Genomic DNA, 22,270 nt, shown 5'->3' with positions numbered 1-22,270 from the left:
CCGCCAGGCTGCGTCCGGCCGCGAAGCGGTCGTAAAATCCGAGTCCGCGGTCTTTCAGGAAAATCCGATGCGCCGAATTGCGACCGCTTCGCGGCCGAACGCAGGCTTCGCCAGCTGCTACGGAAAAACTCTGAGTTTGATTCTGCTGCTCGGTCTGTCATCGCTGGCCAACGCCTTCGACCTGCAACAGCTCAGTGATCAACTCGCCAAACCAGAGGTGATCCATGGCAGTTTCATCCAGGAAAAACACCTGCGCGCCCTGCCACAGCCGCTGACCAGCAAAGGTACCTTCGTCCTGGCGAAAAACCACGGGCTGCTCTGGCTGCTGAAAACCCCGCTGCCACAGGACTACCGCATCAGCGCCGAGGGCATTGCCCGACGTGAGGGCAACGGCTGGCAAATGCTCCCGAACAAGAGCGCCGGCGCCGAGCAGAACCGTTTGTTCCTCGCTGTACTGCAAGGTGATAGCAGCGGTCTGCAACGGGACTTCGATCTGCATCTGGAGGGCGATGCCCAACAGTGGAAGCTGACCCTGACGCCGCGCTCCATGCTGCTCAAGCAAGTCTTCACCCAAATCAACATCGACGGCGGCGAGCTGGTGCAACGCATCGAGTTGCTGGAAACCCAGGGCGACAGCACCCTGCTGCGCATGCAGGACACCACCGGCAGCCAACCTTTGAGCGATGCGGAGCAACATGACTTTGCCGAGTGAACGCTGGTTGCCGCGCCTGTTCCTGATCCTGCTGGTGGCCGTATTGGCACTGGCCGGCTGGCAGTGGCGTGGCGCTGCGCCGCTGTCCGCCAACCTGATGGAACTGGTACCCGGCAGCGCGCCGGATGCACTGGAACTGCGCGCCGAACAGCGCATACAAGAGCCGCTGAACAGCGAAGTGCTGGTATTGGTCGGCCATGCCGATCGCCAGCAGGCCATTGCCATGGCCGAGCAACTTGGCGATCAATGGAAGGCCAGCGGTTTGTTCGAGAAGGTCCAGTGGAACCTGCAAGCGGACCTGCCGGCGTTGCGCACCCAGTTGCTGCAAGGGCGGCTGGCAATGCTCGCGCAAGAGGATCGCCAGCAACTGATCGAGCAGCCCCAGGCGTTTATCCAGCGGCGCGTGCAAGCACTGTTCGATCCCTTCGGCGGGTTCAGTCTGGTGCCGAGCCAGGACGATTGGCTCGGCCTGACCGGACGCATCCAGAATAGCCAGCCGCAACGCGGCTCGGTGCAGCTGGACATCGGCAGCGGTGCGTTGATCGCCGATGCCGACGGCAAGAGCTGGGTACTGCTGCGGGCCCGGACTCAGGGCAACGCCTTCGACCTGCACCTGCCGCTGCAAGTGGCCGAGCTGCTGAAACAGAGTCGCGAACACGCGGCGCAGGCCGACGTGCAATTGCTCGCTGCCAGCGGCCTGCTGTACGCCGCCAACGGTCAGCAGCAGGCGAGTCGCGAGATCACCTGGGTCGGTGGTGGTGCCACCGTCGGCATTCTGTTGTTGCTGCTGTTGGCCTTCCGCCGCTTTCGGGTGTTGCTGGCCTTTGTTCCGGTACTGGTGGGCATGCTGTTTGGCGCAGTGGCTTGCGTGGCGCTGTTCAGTCATATGCACGTGATGACACTGGTGCTGGGTTCGAGCCTGATCGGCGTAGCGGTCGACTACCCACTGCATTACCTGTCCAAGAGTTGGAGCCTGAAACCCTGGCACAGCTGGCCGGCGCTGCGCCTGACCTTGCCGGGGCTGACCTTGAGCCTGGCCACCAGCTGCATCGGCTACCTGGCACTGGCCTGGACGCCGTTCCCGGCATTGACCCAGATTGCCGTGTTTTCCGCCGCCGGTTTGCTGGGTGCTTACCTGGCCGCTGTGTGCCTGTTGCCGGCACTGCTCAAGGGCATCGATCTGCGCCCGGCGCAGTGGCCGCTCAGTGTTGCCCAATGGTTGCTGGACCTGCGTGCAGCGCTGCTGCGTCGGATCCCCAGCCCGGGTCTGCTGGCGTTGCTAGTGGTGTTCTGCGCCGGCGGCTTGTGGCAACTCACCACCAGGAACGACATCCGCCAATGGATCAGCGCACCACCCCAGCTGATGAACGAAGCCCAGACGATTGCGCGAATCACCGGCTATCAGCCCACCAGTCAGTTCTTCCTGGTGCGCGCTGCCGATCAGCAGCAACTGCTTGAACGTTCGACCGCCCTGAGCCAACGTCTGGATCAATTGGTCAACCTGGATAAACTCCAGGGCTACCTGGCCCTGAATCAATTAGTCAGCCCGCCCAGCGAACAACAACGAGTTCGCGAGGCACTGAATAAATTGCCGCAATTCTGGCAGCCGTTGCTCGACCTCGGCGTACCGCCCAGCGCACTGCAAACCGAGCTGACGCAGTTGCGGGCGCTGCCCATCCAGGATATCGACGCGGCCTTGATCGGGCCGCTCGCCGAGCCGTGGCGCCCATTGTGGCTGGGCTCCACCAGCGATGGGGTGGCCGGCATGGTCAGCCTGCAAGGTCTGAACAACCCGGCGTTGCTGCGGGTTCAGGCGCTGGACTTGCCCGGCGTGCAGTTGGTTGATCGGCTGGGGGATCTGAACACTATCTTTGCCGCGACCCAGGTCAGCGCCGCTGAATTGAAACTGTTGTCCTGCGTGCTGATCGTGCTGCTGCTGATCCTGCCGTTTGGCTTCGGTGGCGCGTTGCGAATTGTCGCCCTGCCGTTGCTGGCGGCGTTGTGCAGTCTGGCCAGCCTTGGCTGGCTGGGACAACCGCTGACCCTGTTCAGCCTGTTCGGACTGCTGCTAGTGACCGCCATCAGCGTCGACTATGCGATCCTCATGCGTGAGCAAATCGGCGGCGCGGCGGTGAGCCTGCTCGGCACCCTGCTGGCGGCCGTGACCACCTGGCTGTCGTTTGGTCTGTTGGCGATTTCCAGCACCCCGGCGGTGAGCAATTTCGGTTTATCGGTGAGCCTGGGACTGGCCTACAGCTTTATCTTCGCACCCTGGGCCAGACCTCGGGCCCACGCCGTGCCGGCAGTGGGGTCGACGATATGATGATCGCACTGTTCTGGCTGCTGGCCCTGGTGCTGTTCGCGGTGGCGACCTGGGTCGGGCGGCGTTTCGGTTTGATCCCGATTGTCAGCCAGTTGATGCTGGCGACCTTTGGCCTGCCGCTGTTGATGCTGTTGTGGATCGAACCGCACTGGCAGCTGAGCGGTGCCGAGCTGGTGTCTCCAGGCTGGCTGAAAAACCTCTACAGCCTGGGTTTTGCCCTATTGCTGGGGCACATCCTGAGTGACGTGATCGAACTGCGGCTGGATCGTCAGAGCCTGAAAATTGCCCTGCCGAGTTTCTGCATTCCGTTCGCCTGCGGGCTGGCCACGGCCCTCTGGTTGCTGCCAAGCCAGCCGTGGCTGAGTTCGCTGGCGGTGGGTCTGCTGTTCGCGATCACCGCGATTCCGGTGCTCTACCTATACCTGCTGCACATCGGCTATCCGCTGGCGGCCACCCGCCGGCTGGTGCAGACCGCGATCGTCATCGACCTGACCTGCTGGAGCCTGTTCGCCATCGCCCAGGGCAGCCTGCACCTGAGCAGCCTGCTGCTGCCGCTGGCCGGCACCTGCCTGCCATTGCTGCTACGGGTGCTCGGCCTGCGTCAACCGCTGCTCTACAGCCTGGTTTTTTTCGGACTGCTGGTGGCCGCCGAACACTACAAGCTCAATGCACTGATTCTGGGTATCGGTTATCTGCTGTGGATGGCCGTCCTCAAGCTGCCACTGGTACTTCCGTTCAAGGCCAGCTGGATGAACCCTTTACAGACCTATATCGCGATCCCGCTGATCCTGACCTTCGGCATCGTGCAGATCAATGTACACAGCGCCATGGACAGCCTCAGCTGGTTCCAGCTCGGCGCTCTGTTGGTCCTGCCGATCCTCAGCAAACTGCTGGGTAACTGGCTCGGCCTCGGCTGGGCCGGCGCGTCCTTTGCCGGCGCCAGCCGCTGGCGGGAAAGCCTGCTGCTGAACATTCGTGGCTTGAGCGAGATCGTCTTCCTCAATCTGCTGCTGCAACAACAGCTGATCAGCCCGGCGCTGTATTTTGCGCTGATGTTGATGGGCTTGATCGCGACCTTGTTGCCGGCCGTTGCCGGTATCCACCGTACCCCCTCCCAGATCGCCGTCCCGGCAAGGAACTCCAGTGCCCACAATTGAAATGGAACGTCGTCAGGTTGTGATCATCGGCGCCGGCCCTTCCGGTGCCATCGCCGCGGCGCTGCTCAAGCGCAAAGGCCACGATGTGCTGATCATCGAGCGCCAGCATTTCCCCCGCTTCTCCATTGGTGAAAGCCTGCTGTCCCACTGCCTGGATTTCGTCGAAGAGGCCGGCATGCTCGACGCCGTCAATGCCGCCGGTTTCCAGCTGAAAAACGGTGCGGCCTTCGCCTGGGGCGAACGCTACAGCGCCTTCGATTTCGGTGACACCTTCAGCAACGGCAAGCCGACTACCTTCCAGGTGCTGCGTGCCGATTTCGACAAACTGCTGGCCGATCAGGCCGAGTTGCAGGGAGTGGATATCCGCTATGGCGAAGAAATCATCAGCGTCGACTTCGACCTGCCGAAACCGCAGTTGAGCGCCCGTCGCGAAGACGGCAGCGAGTACCGCATCGAAGCCGACTTCGTGCTCGACGCCAGTGGTTATGGCCGCGTGCTGCCCCGCTTGCTGGACCTTGAAGCACCGTCGAATTTCCCGGTGCGCCAGGCGGTGTTCACCCATGTTGAAGACCATATCGACAGCCCGCGTTTCGAGCGGGAGAAAATCCTCATTACCACTCACCCGATCCATCGCGATATCTGGTTCTGGACCATCCCGTTCAGCAACGGCCGCTGCTCGGTGGGCGTGGTCGCCGCAAAGGAACACTTTGAAGGTCGCCCTGGCGATCTGGATGAGTGCCTGCGCAGCTTTATCGATGAAACCCCAAGCCTTTCAGGCGTGCTGAATAACGCCGTATGGGACACCCCGGCGCGAGCCATCGGCGGTTACTCGGCCAACGTCAAAACCCTGCATGGGCCGGGCTTCGCCTTGCTCGGCAATGCCGCGGAATTCCTCGACCCGGTGTTTTCCTCCGGCGTGACCATCGCCATGCGTTCGGCGAGCATGGCCGCCGGCGTGCTGCATCGCCAACTGCAAGGTGAAAGTGTCGACTGGCAGAGCGAGTTCGCCGCGCCCTTGAAACGTGGCGTGGATACCTTCCGCTGCTACGTCGAAGGCTGGTACGCCGGGACTTTCCAGGATGTGATTTACCATTCGGGCGGTGCACCGGAGATTCGCGGCATGATCAGTGCGATCCTCGCCGGTTACGCCTGGGATGAGCGCAACCCGTTTGTCAGCGAATCCAGGCGTCGCCTGCGGATGCTCTCGGAAATTTGCGCGAGTGATACGCCATGACCCGTCAGTATCCGAGTGACAGCTGCGGCGTAAAAACCTTAGTCAAGGTGGTCCCGCGCAGCCCTCTGGAAGGTAAAATCTGATGATCCGCGCGCTGCTCTTGAGCTGTGCCCTACTGCTGAGCGCCTGCGCCAGCCAGGCACCGCTGCCAGAGAGAAACCCGAGCCTGGCGCTGCCGCTGCAATTGCACATCGAACGTCAGCAGGCAGGGCAACGTCAGGATTGGTTGCTGGTGATCCAAAGTGAAGGGCAAAGCATTCGCTGGTCGCTGATGGACCCGCTGGGAATCCCGCTGGCCCGTCAGCGTCTGGTCGAAGGCCAGTGGCAGGCCGACGGCTTGTTACCGCCTAATCCGGAAGCTCGCGAGCTGTTTGCCGCGCTGTTGTTTGCCTTGACGCCTGAAGGCGAACTGCTCGGCAACTATCCAACGGCGCAGCAACAGGGCTCGCAGCGCTCCCTTGGCCCCCGCTGGCAGATTCGCTATCAACACCCACGGATCTTTGAGTTGAACCTGCCTCAAGGCTTGCGCTATCACATCACTCCACTGACTGCCGAGACCGCGTCATGACGGCTTATTTGAATGCCCTGGGGCTGATCTGCGGTTTAGGCCGCGGCAAGCAGGAAGTTGCGCGCAAGCTGTTTGCCGGAGACTGCTCCGGCATGCGTCTCGAGAGCGGCTGGGTGCCTGATCGCGTGTTACCCGTGGCCGCCGTAAAAGGCGACCTCGCGGCGATTCCCGCCGAACTCGCCGAGCAACGCAGCCGCAATAACCAGCTATTGCTGGAAGCTGCACTGCAGATTCGGGATGACATCGACCAGGCGATTCAGCGCTATGGCCGCGGTCGTATCGGTATCGTCCTCGGCACCAGTACCTCGGGCATCGATGAGGCCAGCCAAGGGATTGCCAGCTACCTGCGCGACGGCCAGTTCCCCGCCGGTTACGACTATCAGCAACAGGAACTCGGCGCCCCGGCGAACTTTCTCGCCGACTGGTTGCAACTGACCGGCCCGGCCTATGTAATCTCCACCGCCTGCACCTCCAGCGCCCGGGCGTTGATGAGTGCGCAAAGGCTGCTGAACCTGGGCCTGTGCGACGCGGTGCTGTGTGGCGGCGTCGACAGCCTGTGCAAGTTGACGCTCAATGGTTTCTCGGCGCTGGAAGCGGTTTCCGAGCAACGCTGCAATCCGTTTTCGGTCAATCGCAACGGCATCAATATCGGCGAAGCGGCAGTGCTGTTTTTGATGAGCAAAAGCGCCAACGGCAAGCAGCCGATTGCCTTGCTGGGCGGCGGCGCCAGTTCCGATGCCCACCATATCTCCGCGCCCGAGCCGAGTGGCCGCGGCGCGCTGCAGGCCATGAATAAAGCTTTGAGCCGCGCGCACTTGCAGCCTGAGCAGATTGGCTACCTGAACCTTCACGGCACCGCGACGCAGCATAACGACGCCATGGAAAGCCTGGCGGTCGCGACGCTGTTCCCCGGCGGCGTGGCCTGCTCATCGACCAAGCCCATGACCGGCCACACCCTCGGTGCAGCCGGAGCACTGGAGGCGGCCTTCTGCTGGCTGAGCCTGGCTGCCGACAACAGCGAACACGCGTTGCCGCCGCACATCTGGGATGGCCAGGCCGATCCTCAGTTGCCCGAGTTAAAATGGGTTACTTCAGCCGATCGCCTCGACCAAAGCGCACCGCGCTGTCTGATGAGCAACTCCTTTGCCTTCGGTGGCAACAACGTCAGCCTGATTATCGGAGACGCCCCATGATTGATTGGCCGCTCGCCGAGCTGATTCCCCACGCTGGCGACATGATCCTCATCGACCAGGTGCTGTCGTTCGACGAAGAACAAATCCACACCCGCCTCACGGTCAAGCCCGGCGGCGTGTTCAGCCGTCCCGACGGCAGCCTGCCAGCCTGGATTGGCGTCGAGCTGATGGCCCAGAGCGTCGCCGCCTATGCCGGTTGTCGCGCGCGCCTGCTGGGCAATCCGGTGGAGTTGGGATTTCTGCTCGGTACGCGTAAATTTGAATGCAACGTGGAATACTTCCCTGCTGGCACCGAGCTGACCCTGCATGCCCTGCGCTCCCTGGAAGACGCCAGCGGAATGGGCATCTTCGAATGTCATATCTACGGCCCTGGCATCCATGCCACTGCACGCCTGAACGTGTTCTGCCCGCCGCAGCCAACTCTCTACCTTGACGAACCCCAGGAGTCCAGTCATGACTGAATCCGTACTGGTCACCGGCTCCAGCCGTGGCATCGGCCGCGCCATTGCCTTGCGTTTGGCCCAGGCAGGTTTCGACCTGGTGCTGCACTGCCGCAATGGTCGTAGCGACGCCGAAGCCGTGCAGGCCGAAGTCCAGGCCCTGGGCCGTAGCGCGCGTATTCTGCAATTCGACGTGTCGGAGCGGGCCAGCTGCAAAGCCATTCTCGAAGCCGACGTCGACACCCATGGTGCCTATTACGGCGTGGTCCTGAATGCCGGGCTGACCCGCGACGGTGCCTTCCCGGCGCTCAGCGAGGACGACTGGGACGTGGTGATGCGCACCAACCTGGACGGTTTCTACAACGTGCTGCACCCGGTGATGATGCCCATGATCCGGCGCCGCGCCGCCGGACGAATTGTCTGCATCACCTCGGTGTCGGGGCTGATCGGCAATCGCGGGCAGGTCAACTACAGCGCCTCCAAGGCTGGACTGATCGGTGCTGCCAAGGCGCTGGCCATCGAACTGGGCAAACGCAAAATCACCGTCAACTGTGTCGCACCGGGCTTGATCGACACGGCGATGCTCGACGAAAACGTGCCGGTCGAAGAGCTGATGAAAATGATCCCCGCACAACGCATGGGCACCCCGGAAGAAGTCGCCAGTGCGGTGAACTTCCTGATGTCTGCCGAAGCGTCCTATATCACCCGGCAGGTTCTGGCCGTCAACGGAGGCCTGTGTTGATGAAGCGCGTCGTCGTCACCGGCATGGCCGGCATCACCTCACTGGGCAGCGACTGGGAAACCATCGCCGCCAACTTCCGCGCCAACCGCAGCGGCATCCGGCGCATGGATGAGTGGGACCGCTTCACTGAATTGAACACCCGGCTGGCCGGGCCGATCGATGACTTCAAGGTGCCCGCCCACTGGACTCGCAAACAACTGCGCAGCATGGGCCGGGTTTCACGGCTGGCGGTCGCCGCGGCTGAACGAGCCTTGGCTGACGCCGGGTTGCTGGGTGATGAATCGATCAAGGATGGGCGCATGGGCGTGTCCTGTGGCTCGTCCACCGGCAGCACTGACGAAATCAAAGCCTTCGGCCAGATGCTGCTGAACTCGGTTGCCGAAGGTCTGAATGCCAACTCTTACGTGCGCATGATGCCGCACACCACAGCGGCGAATATCAGCATCTTCTTCGGTCTCACCGGGCGGTTGATCCCGACGTCCAGCGCCTGTACCAGCGGCAGCCAGGGCATCGGCTATGCCTATGAAGCGATCAAGTTCGGCCGCCTGCCGCTGATGCTCGCCGGCGGCGCCGAAGAACTGTGCCCGACCGAAGCCATGGTCTTCGATGCGCTCTATGCCACCAGCCTGAAAAACGACGCACCACAGACCAGCCCGCGCCCTTACGACATCGGCCGCGATGGTTTGGTGATCGGTGAAGGCGGCGGCATGCTGGTGCTTGAAGAGCTCGAACACGCCCTCGCCCGCGGTGCGCATATTCATGCGGAAATCGTTGGTTTCGGCAGCAATGCCGACGGCCAGCACGCTACCCGACCGGAGCAAACCACCATGCGCCGGGCCATGGAGCTGGCCCTGGAAGACGCCGGAATCACGCCTGCCGACATCGGCTACGTCAACGGGCACGGCACCGCCACAGAGCAGGGCGACATCGCCGAAACCCAGGCCACCAGCAGCCTGTTCGGCAGCCGCATGCCGATCAGTTCGCAGAAGAGTTTCCTCGGCCATACCCTCGGTGCCTGTGGGGCGCTGGAGTCATGGTTCAGCATCGAAATGATGAACCGCGACCTATACGCGCACACCTTCAATCTCGATGACATCGACCCACGTTGCGGCGAACTGGACTACCTGCGTGGCGAGTTCCGGCAAATGAGCAACCAGTATGTGATGAACAACAACTTTGCCTTTGGTGGGGTCAACACCTCGCTGGTCTTTCGGCGTTGGCAGTAACTGGCATTTGTGGCGCCTGAGCTGGTGCAATCGCGAGCAAGTCGGATCGCCGCACCGTCGCTCCCACATTGGATCTTCGGTGTGCATGGGATCTGTATCCGACGCAGTGTAGGAGCGAGCTTGCTCGCGAAGGATCTTGAGTCGTAAAGGGTGATGGGCACCTGGAGAAACTCTCGCTGCCCATCCTTGCCGATCTCTTCAAAATCACTAATCCCGATCCCGATCCGTGACCCGATATCTCCACTCATCTTGTTAAAGATCAAAAGATCGCAGCCTTCGGCAGCTCCTACGCCGACCGTATTCACCTGCGGCATCACTGGTGTATGCAAACCCCCTGTAGGAGCTGCCGAAGGCTGCGATCTTTTATGGCCAGCAAATCGCCAAAGCCATGATCGACCAGTCCATCGAACACCTGTGGCCACGCACCGGGCCATAACCGAACGCTTCAACCGATGGACTCGGCCTTGCGGGTCAACAACTCGACAAACGCCTTGGCCATCGGTGAGCTTTGGTCCTTTCTCTGCACCAGCCATACCGCGGAGATCGCTAGCGGGTCGAGCAGGGGTCGATAGACCACGCCCTCGATGCGCATTTGCCGGTAAGAGGCTGGCAGTACCGACACTCCCAATCCCGCGGCCACCAGTCCGATAATGGTCATTGCCTCGCCGGCCTCTTGAGCGAAGTGCGGGCTGAACCCGGCCTCCCGCGCCAGGCTGAGCAGCTGGGTATACAAGCCGCTGCCATAGCTGCGCGGGAAAAACACAAAAGACTCAGGGGCCAGCGCCGACAGGTACAGACCTTCCTCACTGCCGACCACCAGTGGATGCTTGGAGCTGAGCACCGCCACCAGGGGCTCGCGCATCAACTCGACCACGCTCAACGAATCCGGCAGTGGCAAGGGGCGCATGAGGCCGACCTGGATCGACTGATCCACCAGCGCATCGGCCACCTGGGTGCTGCTCATTTCCCGCAGGTTCAGGTGCACCGCCGGGAAGCTCTGACGAAAGGCGAAAATCGCTTGTGGGATGTTCGAGTTGAACGGCGCTGACGAGGTGAAGCCGATCTTCAGTTCTCCCAGCTCGCCGAGTTGCGCGCGCCTGGCCACGTCGGCGGCTTTGTCGACCTGCGCCAGCACCAGCCGCGCCTCCTCAAGAAACAGTCGACCGGCTTCACTCAGCTCGACCCGACGATTGGTCCGCTCGAACAATCGTGCACCGACCTCCTGCTCCAGGGCTTGAATCTGCTGACTCAAGGGTGGCTGGGAGATGCCCAGCACCTGGGCAGCGCGGCCAAAGTGCAGTTCTTCGGCGACCGCGATGAAGTAGCGCAGGTGACGCAATTCCATGAAAACTCCATTAGGTCGTAAAACCTATCAAACAGGTCGAACAATATATTGGATAGAATCATTAGCTAGCTATATGCTTTTTTCATTGCCTGACCGCCTGCGCCCCACCGAGGTCCCCCGTGAAAACTGCTGTCGCCCCACTAGCCCACGAAATGCCGCCTGCTGCACCGGTCGCCGAACTGAATGACACTTACATCGAAAAAGGCACGCCGTCATTCATGCGCACGGTGCTGGCGCTGTTCTGCGGTGGCTTCGCGACCTTCGCCCTGCTCTATTGCGTGCAGCCGATGATGCCGCTGCTGTCCCAGGAGTTTTCCATCAACGCCGCGCAGAGCAGCTTGATCCTTTCGGTTGCCACCGGGATGCTCGCCATCGGCCTGCTGATCACCGGCCCGATTTCCGATCGCATCGGCCGTAAACCGGTAATGGTCGCGGCCCTGTTCGCCGCGGCGCTGTGCACCATCGCCAGTGCAATGATGCCGAGCTGGCAAGGAGTGCTGGTGATGCGCGCGCTGACCGGGCTGTCCCTGAGCGGGCTGGCGGCGGTGGCCATGACTTACCTGAGTGAAGAGATCCACCCACAGCACATCGGCCTGGCGATGGGTTTGTACATCGGTGGCAACGCGATTGGAGGTATGTGCGGACGCTTGATCACCGGTGTGTTGATCGACTTTGTCAGCTGGCACACCGCGCTGCTGGTGATCGGCGGTCTGGCGCTGATAGCGGCGGCGGTGTTCTGGAGGATCCTGCCACAGTCACGCAACTTCCGTTCACGCTCGTTGCACCCACGCAGCCTGCTTGACGGCTTCACCATGCACTTTCGCGACGCCGGTCTGCCATGGCTATTCCTCGAAGCCTTCCTGCTGATGGGCGCCTTCGTGACCCTGTTCAACTACATCGGCTATCGCCTGCTGGCCGAGCCGTACCACATGGACCAGGCATTCGTCGGCCTGCTCTCGGTGGTGTACCTGTCAGGGATCTACAGCTCGGCAAAAGTCGGCGCGCTGGCTGACACCTTCGGTCGCCGCAAAATGCTCTGGGGCACCATAGTGCTGATGCTGGCGGGGATTGCCTTGACCCTGTTCACGCCGTTATCGCTGGTACTCATCGGCATGCTGCTGTTCACCTTCGGCTTCTTCGGCGCGCACTCGGTGGCCAGCAGCTGGATCGGCCGCCGCGCGACCAAGGCCAGGGGCCAGGCGTCGTCGCTTTACCTGTTCAGCTACTACGCGGGGTCGAGCATTGCGGGGACCGTCGGCGGCGTGTTCTGGCACCTGGCGGGCTGGAATGGTATCGGGCTGTTTATCGGCAGTCTGCTGGTGGCGGCGCTATTGGTAGCGCTGCACCTGAGCAAGTTGCCGGTAAAAAGCGAACAGGGTCGCTAGGTGGCCCTGTTGTAACGACTGCGATCAGTTGATGACTTCCACCAGGTCGACATCGACTTCGCGGCTCATCAAACCCTTGTCGACCTCGCCGGTCAGCTTGACCTGGGTATTCTCATTGAAGCCCACCGGCGGCAGATCCTCATCGTCGATCTCGACCGTGATGGTGCCGGTGGCGTCCTTGAATTCGTACTTCTCGCCCTTCAACTTCTGGATCACATGGCCTTGCAGCACCACCGGGGTATCGTCGGGGGCGGCTTGCGCGGCAGCGACGGTGACCACCGATTGGGCGCCGGGACCGGTATAACCGGCGGTCGCCAAGGCAGCGGTACTGAACAGCGGGGCCAGCAGCAGAACGAAGTAACGGGTTTTCATGACAGTGATCCATTTTCGCTTTTGATGGGCTCAGCATAAGCCGCCAGGCTGAATTAAAACTTAATATAAAGCGCCCGGCGTAAGCCGGATGTTGTTATATCTGGAACAACACCATCCGCGCCTCCAATAGCTTGCCGCGTTTTTCCAGGGTCAGCGATTGCAGTGCCGCACCTCCTTGCTCGGTCGTGTCCAGCCAGGCCAACAAGACCAGCGCGTCGCCGCTGACCGTCAGCCGCAGCCTGTCGCCCTCCACGTCGAACTGTTGCAGTTCAAGCCCGGCCGCGACGGCACTCTCACTGACTTGAGTAGACAGAGGCTGAGTCGTGGCGGCTCGCCCATCGGACGGCTGCACGCGTTGGATTTCCATAGCCAGGGCACGCTGTTGTTGGTACTGCCGCTCGGCCACCAGCAACCGCTGCCGAGCCGGTTGCCAGACGGCGCTGAAAGCCAGCACTGCCAGCAGAAACACCCCAAGCCCGCTCAACCACTGGCGATCACGCCGCGACAGGCGACTCCAGGTTTCAATCACCGCCGTCGGTAACTTCAGGGATTTGCCCATCATGATTGCTCCTCGAAAATCAGCAGTGCCTGTACCCGGTTTTGCTCCTTGCTGGCGCTGCCCAGTTTGATCGGCATGCCGCTCTTTTGCCCACGCTCGCGCAGTTGTTCCAGCTCCGTGAAGCTGCTGGCGGTCAGTTGTATTTTCCAGCCCTCACCGGCCCGAAACTCGATGCGCTGCACCTCGACACTGCTGCCACCGATGACCTGTTCGGTCAGGTTCACCAGGCGGGCGATCTGTGTGCTCTGATTGACCCTGCCTTGGCTTTGCAAGGACTTGAGTTGCGCAGCCAGGTCAACAATGCGGGTCTGGTCCGGATACAAGGTTTTGAAGCGTTGCACACTCTGGGTATACAGGCGCTGAGCCTCGCGTTCGAAATGCTGGCTGCGGACCTCGGTGAAGCCTGATGACAAGGCAAATAGCACCGCGCCAGCCAGCATGGCTGTCGGCCATGGCCAGCGGCCTCGAACCTGACGGAACTCACCCTGCAACAGATTGATGGCCTGACCTGTGTTCCCCGGCAACAGGTGGTCATGGCCGTCCTCCAGCCAACAAAGATTCTCGGGGAGAAGCGCCTCGAGGGTTACCACGGCCTCTGCCGGTACAGCCAGACGAGCACCCAGCGCACCTCCGAGAACCCATCGTCCGAACCACCACGCGGCATAAGCCTGATCGTCGGGCAACAGATCCGCGTCGACGTGGATGGCTGAGATCTCAATGCCCAGTTCGGCGAGCAGGTCCAACAGGGCCTTGAAGCGAGTCTTGTGGGTAACCAGAACCGGATAACGCCCCTCCTGATCGCGCTCCCCGGCACTCAGGTGGAGCATTTCGAGCTCTTCCCCCAGTTGATCTTCGATGGCAAAGGCGATTGCCTGAACACTCGGCCGGCGCCTCGAAGGCCACTTTTCGGTACGAAACCAGCTACACATTTCCACCGGTAGCAGCAGTCGAATCACCTCTGCGCCCAGCTCCTCCGCGGCTTGGGCCAGGGTAATGTATTGCCGCTCGCCAGACGCTCGCACTATACAACTCGGCCAGTCCGGCGACGGATCGGCCAGACCTTCAGCGGTCAGGTAAAGCCAGGTTTTCATCGGGAAATATCACTTTCAAGCGGGGCCAGGAGGCGTCGTTGCACGATGGTCAACTGACGGCTTTTGAGATCACGTTCAACATCGGTGACCAGCCGCAAGTGACTTTGTCCCAGGGCGACTTGCACCGTGATGCGAAACCAGCGGCTGCTGACGCCCAGGCCATGACTGCTCAGACCCAGCCCGGAGAGCAACGGGTCTTGGGTAAACGCTTGAGCAGAGCGATAACCTTGGGCGGGTCGCTGGCTGACAAAGACTTCGGCGATGGACGGCGTCATGCCCTCCAGCGTCATCAGCAACAAAGCCGGCGCGGTGTTGATATTCAGACTGGCGTCCCTGGGCAGCAGCGCGATCCATGGTTGCAGCCGCCGGAGTACCTCGCCATCGACTCCCGGCAGCAAACGCAGTTGGCTAAGTTCGCTCAAACCGCCCGCAGGGCTCGAGGTTTGCATGGCCTGCAGATCCAGTGGAGGGATTTTCAGCTGTGCCAGCAACCGCGACCAACGTTCCAGAGTGACCTGATCGATCTGCCCGTTGTTGAACAAGGTATTGAGATTGAAGCGTCCGGCCAGGTCTTCGATGCTGACCTGAATGTCGCCGTTTTGCGCCTCGAACGGCGGCTTGGACCTGGCCCATTCCTGCGCCAGATTGACGGTTTTCTGTTCGTCCAGCTCGGGGTTGCGCAATAGCTGCAAGGCCCAGGCTTCTGCGGAAAATCCCAACTGCCGCACGTGCATCTGATGGAGTTGTTGAGCACTGATCTGCAGGACCAGACGATGGCTGCGCAGCATCCCGGCGGTGACCAGCAGCGCCAGGCTCATGATCAACAGCACGCTGATCAGCGCCACGCCTCGTTGGCGAATAATCATGAGGCACTGCCCGGTAACAGCAGCACGCGGCGAATCTGCTCGGAGCGCCTCGTCGACAGCGTCACCTCCAGTGCTTTGGGCGCAGGTGCAGGTTTGGCCCGGCTGACCGGCCAATCGTTGCGCCATCCCGTCTGGCTATCGAACAACCGCCAACTCAAGGCACTGACGTCGGTAAGGAGTTTTTGTCGTTGGCGCAACGGCTGCTCGGCACTGCTGCTTTCGCGCCAGAGTATGCCCTGGTCGAGCCGATAGCTGACGTTCTGCAATTCGCTGCGCGGCTGGTCCAGCGGGTTACGCCAGTTACCGCGCTGCAACTGCAACAGCGTCTGCTTGAGCGCGATGGGTTGCGTGCTCACCTGCAAGACGTCACGTTCGATCACGGCGAGCGCGCGCTGCAGACTTCTCAGTTCTCGCTCATGGACCGCGGTACTGCGTTCGGCGCGAACCACGCCGTCGAACAGCCTCCAGCAGGCGAGCCCCAGCAGCGCGAAGATCGCCATGGCGATTACCAACTCGAGCAAGGTAAAGCCTTCCTGCCTATTCATTGCGAGCCTGTAGCCAACCGGTGGTGCGATGCACGACCCGATTACTGCCTGAACGAGTGACGCTGAGTTCGACCTTGAGCAAACGCGGGTCTGCCGCCGGCCCGATGGTCTGGTTCAGGATCCAGTCACGTCGATCGAAGTGTCGGGTCAGTTGCTGGCGACCATGGGAGGGCGCTGTCTGCAGTTGTAACTCACTCAGCTGATTGTCGGCCAACCAGGCGCCGTAGAGCTGCTCCTCCAGACGGGCATTCTGCTTCAAGGCATATTGGCTGGCGGCCATCACGGCAGCCGCCAGTGTCGCGAAAATAACCAGAGCGATCATGATTTCCAGCAGGGTGAAGCCTCGGTGAATCGCCCTGGATTTACGCGGCCTTCGGCATGTCTTGGGTTTGCTATTCATCAATCGTTGGCTCGCCTAGTCCGTCACTGGAGATGCTTGACCAACGCTGCTCATCCGATTCGAGGTGCAGCGTGAAGGCACTGGTTTCATCGTTGCTGAGCAGCAACACATGGGGCTGTCCGGGGCGATCCCCGAGCTTCAGCGCTTGCCCTTCCTGCTCCAGTCGCAGTTGCAACCCGACAGACAAGCGATAGACCGGTCCGGCCGCGCGCCACGGCCGGCCATCGAGCTTGAACACCTGGTAGCCATCAGTCTCAAACCGCACGCCATACTCGCGCCCTTCAAGCACGGCCTGCTCTCGGAGCTTGTGCAAAAGTTGAATCAAGCCGCTGGCTTCCTGCCGTGCCTGGCGCGCCGGATTGTTGCCGGTCGCGAAGCTCACCATGCCGAGCAGAATGCCTATCAACAGGATGACCACCATCAGCTCCAACAGAGTGAAACCTTGCGCACGCTTACGCACGAATCAGCCCTGCCAGTTGCCGATATCGGCCGCATGGCCCTCCCCCCCGGGCACACCATCGGAACCAAAAGAGAACAGGTCGTAGCCGCCATCCATGGAGTTCACACCGGGATTGAGGTACTGATATGGCATACCCCATGGATCAATCGGCAGGCTTTTCAGATAACCCTGGGCGTTCCAGTTCTTCGGTACCGGCGTGCCCAGCGGACGCTTGATCAGCGCCTCGAGCCCTTGCTGGGTCGAGGGGTAGTGAAAGTTGTCGAGGCGATATATTTCCAGGCTGGTGGAAATCGCCTGGATATCGGCCTTTGCCGCCGTAACCTTGGCCTGATCGGGACGGCTCATGAACTGCGGGACGACAATGGCGCCGAGCACCCCGATGATGACCACGACGACCATGATTTCGATCAGGGTAAAGCCGCGCTGGGTCTTGGCTGTTTTGTTCTGGACAGGGTTCATGGTTTAACTCACCAGTTGGTTAAGGCTAAGAATCGGCAACAAGATGGCCATGACGATCAACAGCACAACGCCGCCCATCAGCACCAGCATCATCGGTTCGAACAAACTCACGACCAGTGCAATGCGCGCCGCGAGGGACTTCTCCTGCTGCTCGGCAGCCCGCGCGAGCATGCTGTCGAGCTCGCCCGCGCGCTCACCGCTGGCGATCATGTGCAGCATCATTGGGGGGATATCGCCGCTCAGTTCGAGCCCCCGGGTCAGGGTCCCGCCCTCACGCACCGAGCGCGCGACGACGTGCATGCGCGCGCGGATAGTCAGGTTGCCGACCACCGCAGCGGCGATTTCCAGGGCGTCGACCAGCGGCACCGCGCTCTTGCCGAGGATCGCCAGGGTGCTGGCAAACCGCGCCGCCTCCATGGCCCGAAACACTCCACCCAACAGCGGCGTTTTCAACACCCATGCATGCCAACGCAATCGCAACGATGGTTGCTGCAGCGCCCAACGCACCGTCACGGCAATACCCGATAGCAGCGCCAGCAACACCAGACCGTGGCTACGCAGTCCGTTGCTCAGGGCGATCATTGCCTGGGTCAGCAGCGGTAACGGCTGACCGCTGTCGACGAAGATCTTCACCACGTCCGGCACCACATAACCGAGCAGGAAACCGACGATTGCCAACGACGCGAATAGCAGAATCATCGGATACACCAACGCCAGCTGGATCCGCTGGCGAGACAACTGACGAGCCTCGGTGTAAGCCGCCAACTGCTCGAGTACATAGCCCAGGTGGCCGGAACGCTCGCCCGCTGCAATGGTGGCGCAAAACAATTCAGGAAAGGCCCGAGGAAAACCAGCCAGCGCCGCCGCCAGCGCATGGCCCTCCATCACCCGTGCCCTGACCGCCGACAGCAGGCTGCTGACCCTGCGCTTCTCGCTTTGCGCCGCAACCGCCCGCAAGGCTTCCTCGAGCGGCAGCCCGGCCTGAATCAAGGTGGACAATTGCAAGGTCAGCAAAGCCAGTTCGCTGGCACTCAGCCTTGTCATGTTTGCGAAAGCCGCCCCCTGAAGCCTCTGGTTTTTCGCCGCCCGCAATTCGGTCGGCAACAATCCCCGCTCACGCAATAACTGGCGAGCATGCCGTGGGCTGTCAGCTTCCTGCACTCCCCGACAACGACCACCATTGCGGTCCTGGGCCTGATATTCGAATGCCGGCATGTCCTAGTCCTCCTGGGTGACTCGCAGCAACTCGTCGAGGCTGGTCAGGCCTGCCAGCACCAGCCGCTGACCATCCTGAAACAGACTGCGTGATACCACCCGAGCCTCTCGGGCGAGTTCCTGCTCACTGACACCCTGGTGAATCAGCGTGGACAAGGCTGGCGTGACGTTGACCAACTCGTAAATCCCGATCCGCCCGCGATAGCCTTGCTGGCATTGGTCACATCCCTGGGCCTTGAACAAGCGCGCAGTTGCTGCGCTGTCGAGCCCCAGTCGCTGGCAGGCAGCAGCGTCGGCGGCATAGGGAATCTTGCATCCCGGGCAAAGGGTACGCAGCAGACGCTGAGCCAGCACCCCGACCAGAGATGAGGCCAAAAGATAAGTATCAACGCCCATGTCCACCAGCCGGGTAACCGCGCCGACCGCGCTATTGGTATGCAGGGTCGACAACACCAAATGCCCGGTCAACGAAGCCTGTACCGCGATTTCCGCGGTTTCCCGGTCGCGAATTTCGCCCACCATCACCACGTCCGGGTCCTGCCGCAGAATGGCCCGCAGACCTCTGGCGAAGGTCATCTCGACCTTCGGGTTGACCGGTGTCTGGCCGATGCCCGGCAAGTGATATTCGATGGGATCTTCGACGGTGAGGATGTTCCGGGTCTGATCGTTGAGGCTGGTCAGCGCCGCATACAGGCTGGTGGTTTTGCCTGAACCGGTCGGCCCCGTCACCAGCAGGATCCCGTGGGGCTTGCCGAGAATCTGCTGGAAGCGCGCCAGGGTATCGGCAGGCATGCCCAAGCGTTGCAAATCGAGGCGCCCGGCCTGTTTGTCGAGCAGTCGCAGAACCACCCGTTCACCGTGAGCCGAAGGCAAGGTCGAGACCCGTACATCGACCTCATGCCCTGCCAGCCGCAAGGCGATCCGCCCATCCTGCGGAACCCGTTTCTCGGCGATATCCAGGCGCGCCATGACCTTGATCCGCGACACCAGCAAGTTGGCCAACTCGCGTCTGGGCCTGAGTACTTCACGCAACTGGCCGTCGACCCGCATGCGTACCGATAGATACTGTTCGAAGGTTTCCAGGTGAACATCCGAGGCCTTCTCTCGCACGGCCTCGCTGAGCAGTGCGTTGATCAGCCGGATAATCGGCGCATCGCCTTCCTGCTCAAGCAGGTCCGCAGTCTGCGGAACCTGGTCAGCCAGACTGAGCAGATCGAGCTCATCATCCAGCCCTTGGGCGACTTGTTCGGCCGCACTCTGGCCTTCGCTGTAGCAACTCGCCAGCCGCGTCGCGAACACTGCCGGATCCAGTACCTGAACGGGCAAGTCACGTCCGCTCAGACGCCGGGCTTCCGCCAGGGCGCTTAAAGACGTATCGCCACGAACCGACAGACTCAATGTGTCGCCCGCCCCTTCCAGCAACACCCCGAAACGCCGGGCGAAGCCAAATGGCAGCTGCTCGCAAAACGTCCCCTGCCAAGTCATGGCGCAGCCGATTGCGGCTTGCGCAGGTCGATGGATGGCGTGTCAGTGGGTCCATCGAACAGTTGGTGTGGGTCGCGGGGCAGTAGCAGCGAATTGTTCTGGCGGGCCGTTGGCTGACTGAGATCACGTAAGGCGTTGTACCGATCCTGGCTGACCTCGGCGAGATCCTCTTTGCTGCGCACAATCGTCGGACGCAGAAAGACCATCAGGTTGCTTTTGATCTGGGTGTCCTTGGTCCAGCGGAACAGTGCGCCGAGATAAGGAATACTGCGTAGAAACGGGACGCCACTTTCCTGGGTGCGAACGCTGTCCTTGATCAGGCCGCCGATGACGATGATTTCGCCATCGCTGGCAAGAATCGTGCTTTTCAACGCACGTTTGTTGGTAATCAAATCCGAGGAGTCCACCCCCGACACCGAGGGTGCGATGTCCGAAACCTCCTGTTCGACCTCAAGGCGCAGGGTGTTGCCATCATTGATGTGCGGCTTGATTTTCAGGCTGATCCCGACATCCTTGCGTTCTACCGTGGTGAACGGGTTATCCGCACCATTGCTATTGGTGGCATAGGAACCGGTCTTGAACGGTACGTTCTGCCCCACGATGATTTCCGCTTCCTGGTTGTCCAGGGTCAGCAGGCTCGGGGTGGACAGCAAATTACTGCGACTGTTGCTGGCCAAGGCGGAAATCAAGGCGCCGAAACGGTCGCCACCCAAGCCGAGCAGCGCGCCTTCGGGAGCGGGATTTTTTTCATCAAACTTCAACCCTCCGGGAATCGGAATGCCCGTTCCGGGAAAGTTGATCAGACCTTTGGCATCTCCAGTGCTGACGCCCCATTGAACCCCCAGCGCCTCGACGATATCGCCGGAAATTTCCACAATAGCGGCGTGGATCAAGACTTGGGCACGAGGCTGATCCAACTGTCGGATGATGTTCTCGAGTGTCCGGACCTGGGCCGGCTCTGCAATCAACACCAGAGCATTCTGACTCTCATCGGCCTTGACCATGACCTGCGTGCTCGCAGTGGAATCTTTTGAACCGCCGAGTCGGGCCTCCTCCTTAAGCCCCTGCCCCATGGCGTCCAGCACCTCGGCCAACTGCTTGGCATCACTGTGCCGCAGGCGGATTACCCGGGCATTATCGAGCTTGGCAGTCGCCGGGATATCCAGGGAGCGGGCCAGTCTGGTCAGGCGTTGACGCACGGCTTGCGTACCGATAATCACCAGGCGGTTAGCACGTGAATCGGCAATCACCTGGCTTCCCGTCTCCGTCCCTGATTTGCCGAGAGACAACTCCATGACCTTGGCAATATCGGTGGCCAGGCCATGGCGCAACTCCACGACGACATGAACGTTTTTCCCTCCGGCGTCCAGTTTTCGGACGACCTGCCCGATCCGCCTGACATTGCTCGCGGTGTCAGTGACCACCAAGGCATTGGCCGAAACCGACGGCCCGACATAGCCGTTGGTCGATACCAGCGGTCGCACCAGACCCGCAAGGTCAGCAGCACCGCTGGAATTGAGCTCGATGACCTCGGTGACGAACTGCGCCGCTGGCGAGGTCTGGACATCACCGTTACCGGCTCGCGTCTTGGCCTCCGTCACCGGTGTGATCAATATCCGATCGCCTTGATCGATCACCGTGAAGTTGTGGGCATCGAGCACCGAATAGAACAGTCGGCGAACCCCTTCGCGGTCCAGCGCCTGTTTCGACATCACGGTAATACGTCCCTGGACCCGCGGATCAAGGATGACTGTCGTGCCGAGAATCGACGACATTTCCTCCACGATGTCCCGCAGTTCGGCCTGATTCATGGCCAGTTGCCATTGCTGCTCCTCGGCCAGCACCGAGCCTTGAAACAGTAATATCGCCAATGCCATAACGCGCAACGTTGGGCGCACTACGCCGCACCTGATGAAACTGTTCATTCAATCAATCACTCTGACGCAGGTCGGTAGCAGGTCGAAGAAAAAGCGCAGATGGCTGGGAAACGGGGCTGCGCTCTTTCCCTTTGGCCACCAGCAGAGCGTGCCCACCCGTCAACTGCAGTGGCAGCAACTCTTCACGGCCCTTGCGCCAGAGCACCACCTGCGAAATTTCGACACGACGCAGGACACTGCCGCCCGGCAAGCTTTCACCGACCCGGTAAATACGCTCTCCGTCGGAGCCCGCCAGCAATGCCCGGGACTCGCCGGTAGTGGACACAAAGCTCGCACGCAGCGTCAGCGGTTCGGCACTGCGCAGCAGCGCATTTTCCGTGGCCAGCCCCAGTACTGTCGCAATGGCGGTGGAGTTGAGCGGAGCCCGCGAATCAACCACCGCTGCAGGCAAGGCCGGGCGTTCACGCTGCACCGTCATGGCCTCGCGCAAACCCCACTCACTCCAGCTCAAGAACGCTGCGTAACCCAGCGGTACAACCAGCAATACGATCCTGAGCAAGGCAGGCCAATGACCGGATACTGCTATTGCAGAAAGTTTCAATCTCGGCTCGCATCA

At 61.3% G+C, this 22,270-nt stretch carries 23 protein-coding genes; 10 read left to right on the top strand and 13 right to left on the bottom strand.

The window, feature by feature from the left end:
• The first annotated feature begins 67 nt into the window (after window positions 1-67).
• The 9 genes from F8N21_RS12055 to F8N21_RS12015 all read left to right on the top strand — a co-directional run bounded on the left by F8N21_RS12055 (window position 68) and on the right by F8N21_RS12015 (window position 9,595).
• Window positions 68-712 carry an outer membrane lipoprotein carrier protein LolA gene (locus tag F8N21_RS12055; protein WP_150642351.1) on the top strand — a complete coding sequence of 215 codons (645 nt, stop codon included), beginning with the start codon at window positions 68-70 and terminating at the stop codon, window positions 710-712.
• Entirely contained in the window at window positions 696-3,035 is a 2,340-nt protein-coding gene (locus F8N21_RS12050) for an MMPL family transporter (RefSeq protein WP_150642350.1), read from the top strand. The genes F8N21_RS12055 and F8N21_RS12050 overlap by 17 nt, the downstream gene beginning before the upstream one ends.
• On the top strand, window positions 3,032-4,192 hold the full coding sequence (locus tag F8N21_RS12045) for a sodium:proton antiporter (protein ID WP_150642349.1): 1,161 nt from the start codon (window positions 3,032-3,034) through the stop codon (window positions 4,190-4,192). The genes F8N21_RS12050 and F8N21_RS12045 overlap by 4 nt, the downstream gene beginning before the upstream one ends.
• Window positions 4,179-5,426, top strand: coding sequence for an NAD(P)/FAD-dependent oxidoreductase (locus F8N21_RS12040; RefSeq protein WP_150642348.1), 1,248 nt, complete (start codon window positions 4,179-4,181; stop codon window positions 5,424-5,426). The genes F8N21_RS12045 and F8N21_RS12040 overlap by 14 nt, the downstream gene beginning before the upstream one ends.
• A gap of 82 nt (window positions 5,427-5,508) precedes the next feature.
• Window positions 5,509-5,994, top strand: a complete 486-nt coding sequence (locus F8N21_RS12035) for a DUF3261 domain-containing protein (protein WP_150642347.1) — start codon at window positions 5,509-5,511, stop codon at window positions 5,992-5,994.
• Entirely contained in the window at window positions 5,991-7,187 is a 1,197-nt protein-coding gene (locus F8N21_RS12030; RefSeq protein ID WP_150642346.1) for a beta-ketoacyl-[acyl-carrier-protein] synthase family protein, read from the top strand. Before F8N21_RS12035 ends, F8N21_RS12030 begins: the two co-directional genes overlap by 4 nt.
• Window positions 7,184-7,648 (top strand): hotdog family protein, encoded by a 465-nt coding sequence (locus F8N21_RS12025; protein WP_150642345.1) that lies wholly within the window; start codon window positions 7,184-7,186, stop codon window positions 7,646-7,648. The genes F8N21_RS12030 and F8N21_RS12025 overlap by 4 nt, the downstream gene beginning before the upstream one ends.
• Window positions 7,641-8,369: a 3-oxoacyl-ACP reductase FabG gene (gene fabG / locus F8N21_RS12020; protein WP_150642344.1), complete on the top strand. Its 729-nt coding sequence runs from the start codon at window positions 7,641-7,643 to the stop codon at window positions 8,367-8,369. Before F8N21_RS12025 ends, fabG begins: the two co-directional genes overlap by 8 nt.
• Window positions 8,369-9,595 (top strand): beta-ketoacyl-ACP synthase, encoded by a 1,227-nt coding sequence (locus F8N21_RS12015; RefSeq protein ID WP_150642343.1) that lies wholly within the window; start codon window positions 8,369-8,371, stop codon window positions 9,593-9,595. The genes fabG and F8N21_RS12015 overlap by 1 nt, the downstream gene beginning before the upstream one ends.
• 445 nt (window positions 9,596-10,040) lie before the next feature.
• On the opposite strand, the gene F8N21_RS12010 is transcribed toward F8N21_RS12015, so the two are convergent.
• Window positions 10,041-10,940: a LysR family transcriptional regulator gene (locus F8N21_RS12010; protein ID WP_150642342.1), complete on the bottom strand. Its 900-nt coding sequence runs from the start codon at window positions 10,938-10,940 to the stop codon at window positions 10,041-10,043.
• A 152-nt stretch (window positions 10,941-11,092) separates the two neighbouring features.
• Between F8N21_RS12010 and F8N21_RS12005 the strand changes: the two genes are divergently transcribed.
• Window positions 11,093-12,325, top strand: coding sequence for an MFS transporter (locus F8N21_RS12005; protein WP_224788208.1), 1,233 nt, complete (start codon window positions 11,093-11,095; stop codon window positions 12,323-12,325).
• Window positions 12,326-12,349: 24 nt separating this feature from the next.
• Here F8N21_RS12005 and F8N21_RS12000 read toward each other — a convergent pair whose 3' ends face one another.
• The 12 genes from F8N21_RS12000 to F8N21_RS11945 form a co-directional block, all read right to left on the bottom strand.
• Window positions 12,350-12,697 carry a YgiW/YdeI family stress tolerance OB fold protein gene (locus F8N21_RS12000; RefSeq protein WP_150642340.1) on the bottom strand — a complete coding sequence of 116 codons (348 nt, stop codon included), beginning with the start codon at window positions 12,695-12,697 and terminating at the stop codon, window positions 12,350-12,352.
• 94 nt (window positions 12,698-12,791) lie between these two features.
• Window positions 12,792-13,259 (bottom strand): type II secretion system protein GspM, encoded by a 468-nt coding sequence (gene gspM, locus F8N21_RS11995; RefSeq protein WP_224788207.1) that lies wholly within the window; start codon window positions 13,257-13,259, stop codon window positions 12,792-12,794.
• On the bottom strand, window positions 13,256-14,347 hold the full coding sequence (gene gspL / locus F8N21_RS11990; protein WP_150642339.1) for a type II secretion system protein GspL: 1,092 nt from the start codon (window positions 14,345-14,347) through the stop codon (window positions 13,256-13,258). Before gspL ends, gspM begins: the two co-directional genes overlap by 4 nt.
• Window positions 14,344-15,213 (bottom strand): type II secretion system minor pseudopilin GspK, encoded by an 870-nt coding sequence (gspK, locus tag F8N21_RS11985; RefSeq protein WP_150642338.1) that lies wholly within the window; start codon window positions 15,211-15,213, stop codon window positions 14,344-14,346. The genes gspL and gspK overlap by 4 nt, the downstream gene beginning before the upstream one ends.
• Complete coding sequence (locus F8N21_RS11980; protein ID WP_150642337.1) at window positions 15,210-15,758, bottom strand: type II secretion system protein GspJ; 549 nt, start codon at window positions 15,756-15,758, stop codon at window positions 15,210-15,212. The genes gspK and F8N21_RS11980 overlap by 4 nt, the downstream gene beginning before the upstream one ends.
• On the bottom strand, window positions 15,751-16,158 hold the full coding sequence (gspI, locus tag F8N21_RS11975; RefSeq protein ID WP_150642336.1) for a type II secretion system minor pseudopilin GspI: 408 nt from the start codon (window positions 16,156-16,158) through the stop codon (window positions 15,751-15,753). The genes F8N21_RS11980 and gspI overlap by 8 nt, the downstream gene beginning before the upstream one ends.
• Window positions 16,151-16,618, bottom strand: coding sequence for a type II secretion system minor pseudopilin GspH (gene gspH, locus F8N21_RS11970; protein WP_150642335.1), 468 nt, complete (start codon window positions 16,616-16,618; stop codon window positions 16,151-16,153). The genes gspI and gspH overlap by 8 nt, the downstream gene beginning before the upstream one ends.
• Before the next feature lie 3 nt (window positions 16,619-16,621).
• On the bottom strand, window positions 16,622-17,077 hold the full coding sequence (gene gspG / locus F8N21_RS11965) for a type II secretion system major pseudopilin GspG (protein WP_150642334.1): 456 nt from the start codon (window positions 17,075-17,077) through the stop codon (window positions 16,622-16,624).
• A gap of 3 nt (window positions 17,078-17,080) precedes the next feature.
• Window positions 17,081-18,292: a type II secretion system inner membrane protein GspF gene (gspF, locus tag F8N21_RS11960; protein ID WP_150642333.1), complete on the bottom strand. Its 1,212-nt coding sequence runs from the start codon at window positions 18,290-18,292 to the stop codon at window positions 17,081-17,083.
• A gap of 3 nt (window positions 18,293-18,295) precedes the next feature.
• Window positions 18,296-19,777, bottom strand: coding sequence for a type II secretion system ATPase GspE (gene gspE, locus F8N21_RS11955; protein WP_150642332.1), 1,482 nt, complete (start codon window positions 19,775-19,777; stop codon window positions 18,296-18,298).
• Window positions 19,774-21,702: a type II secretion system secretin GspD gene (gene gspD / locus F8N21_RS11950; protein WP_150642331.1), complete on the bottom strand. Its 1,929-nt coding sequence runs from the start codon at window positions 21,700-21,702 to the stop codon at window positions 19,774-19,776. The genes gspE and gspD overlap by 4 nt, the downstream gene beginning before the upstream one ends.
• Before the next feature lie 4 nt (window positions 21,703-21,706).
• Window positions 21,707-22,198 carry a type II secretion system protein N gene (locus tag F8N21_RS11945; protein ID WP_224788206.1) on the bottom strand — a complete coding sequence of 164 codons (492 nt, stop codon included), beginning with the start codon at window positions 22,196-22,198 and terminating at the stop codon, window positions 21,707-21,709.
• Window positions 22,199-22,270: the final 72 nt, after the last annotated feature.

Source organism: Pseudomonas fluorescens (assembly GCF_902497895.1).
In the GTDB taxonomy this organism is placed as follows: Bacteria; Pseudomonadota; Gammaproteobacteria; order Pseudomonadales; family Pseudomonadaceae; genus Aquipseudomonas; species Aquipseudomonas fluorescens_BP.
This window is presented reverse-complemented; position numbering and strand designations above follow the sequence as displayed.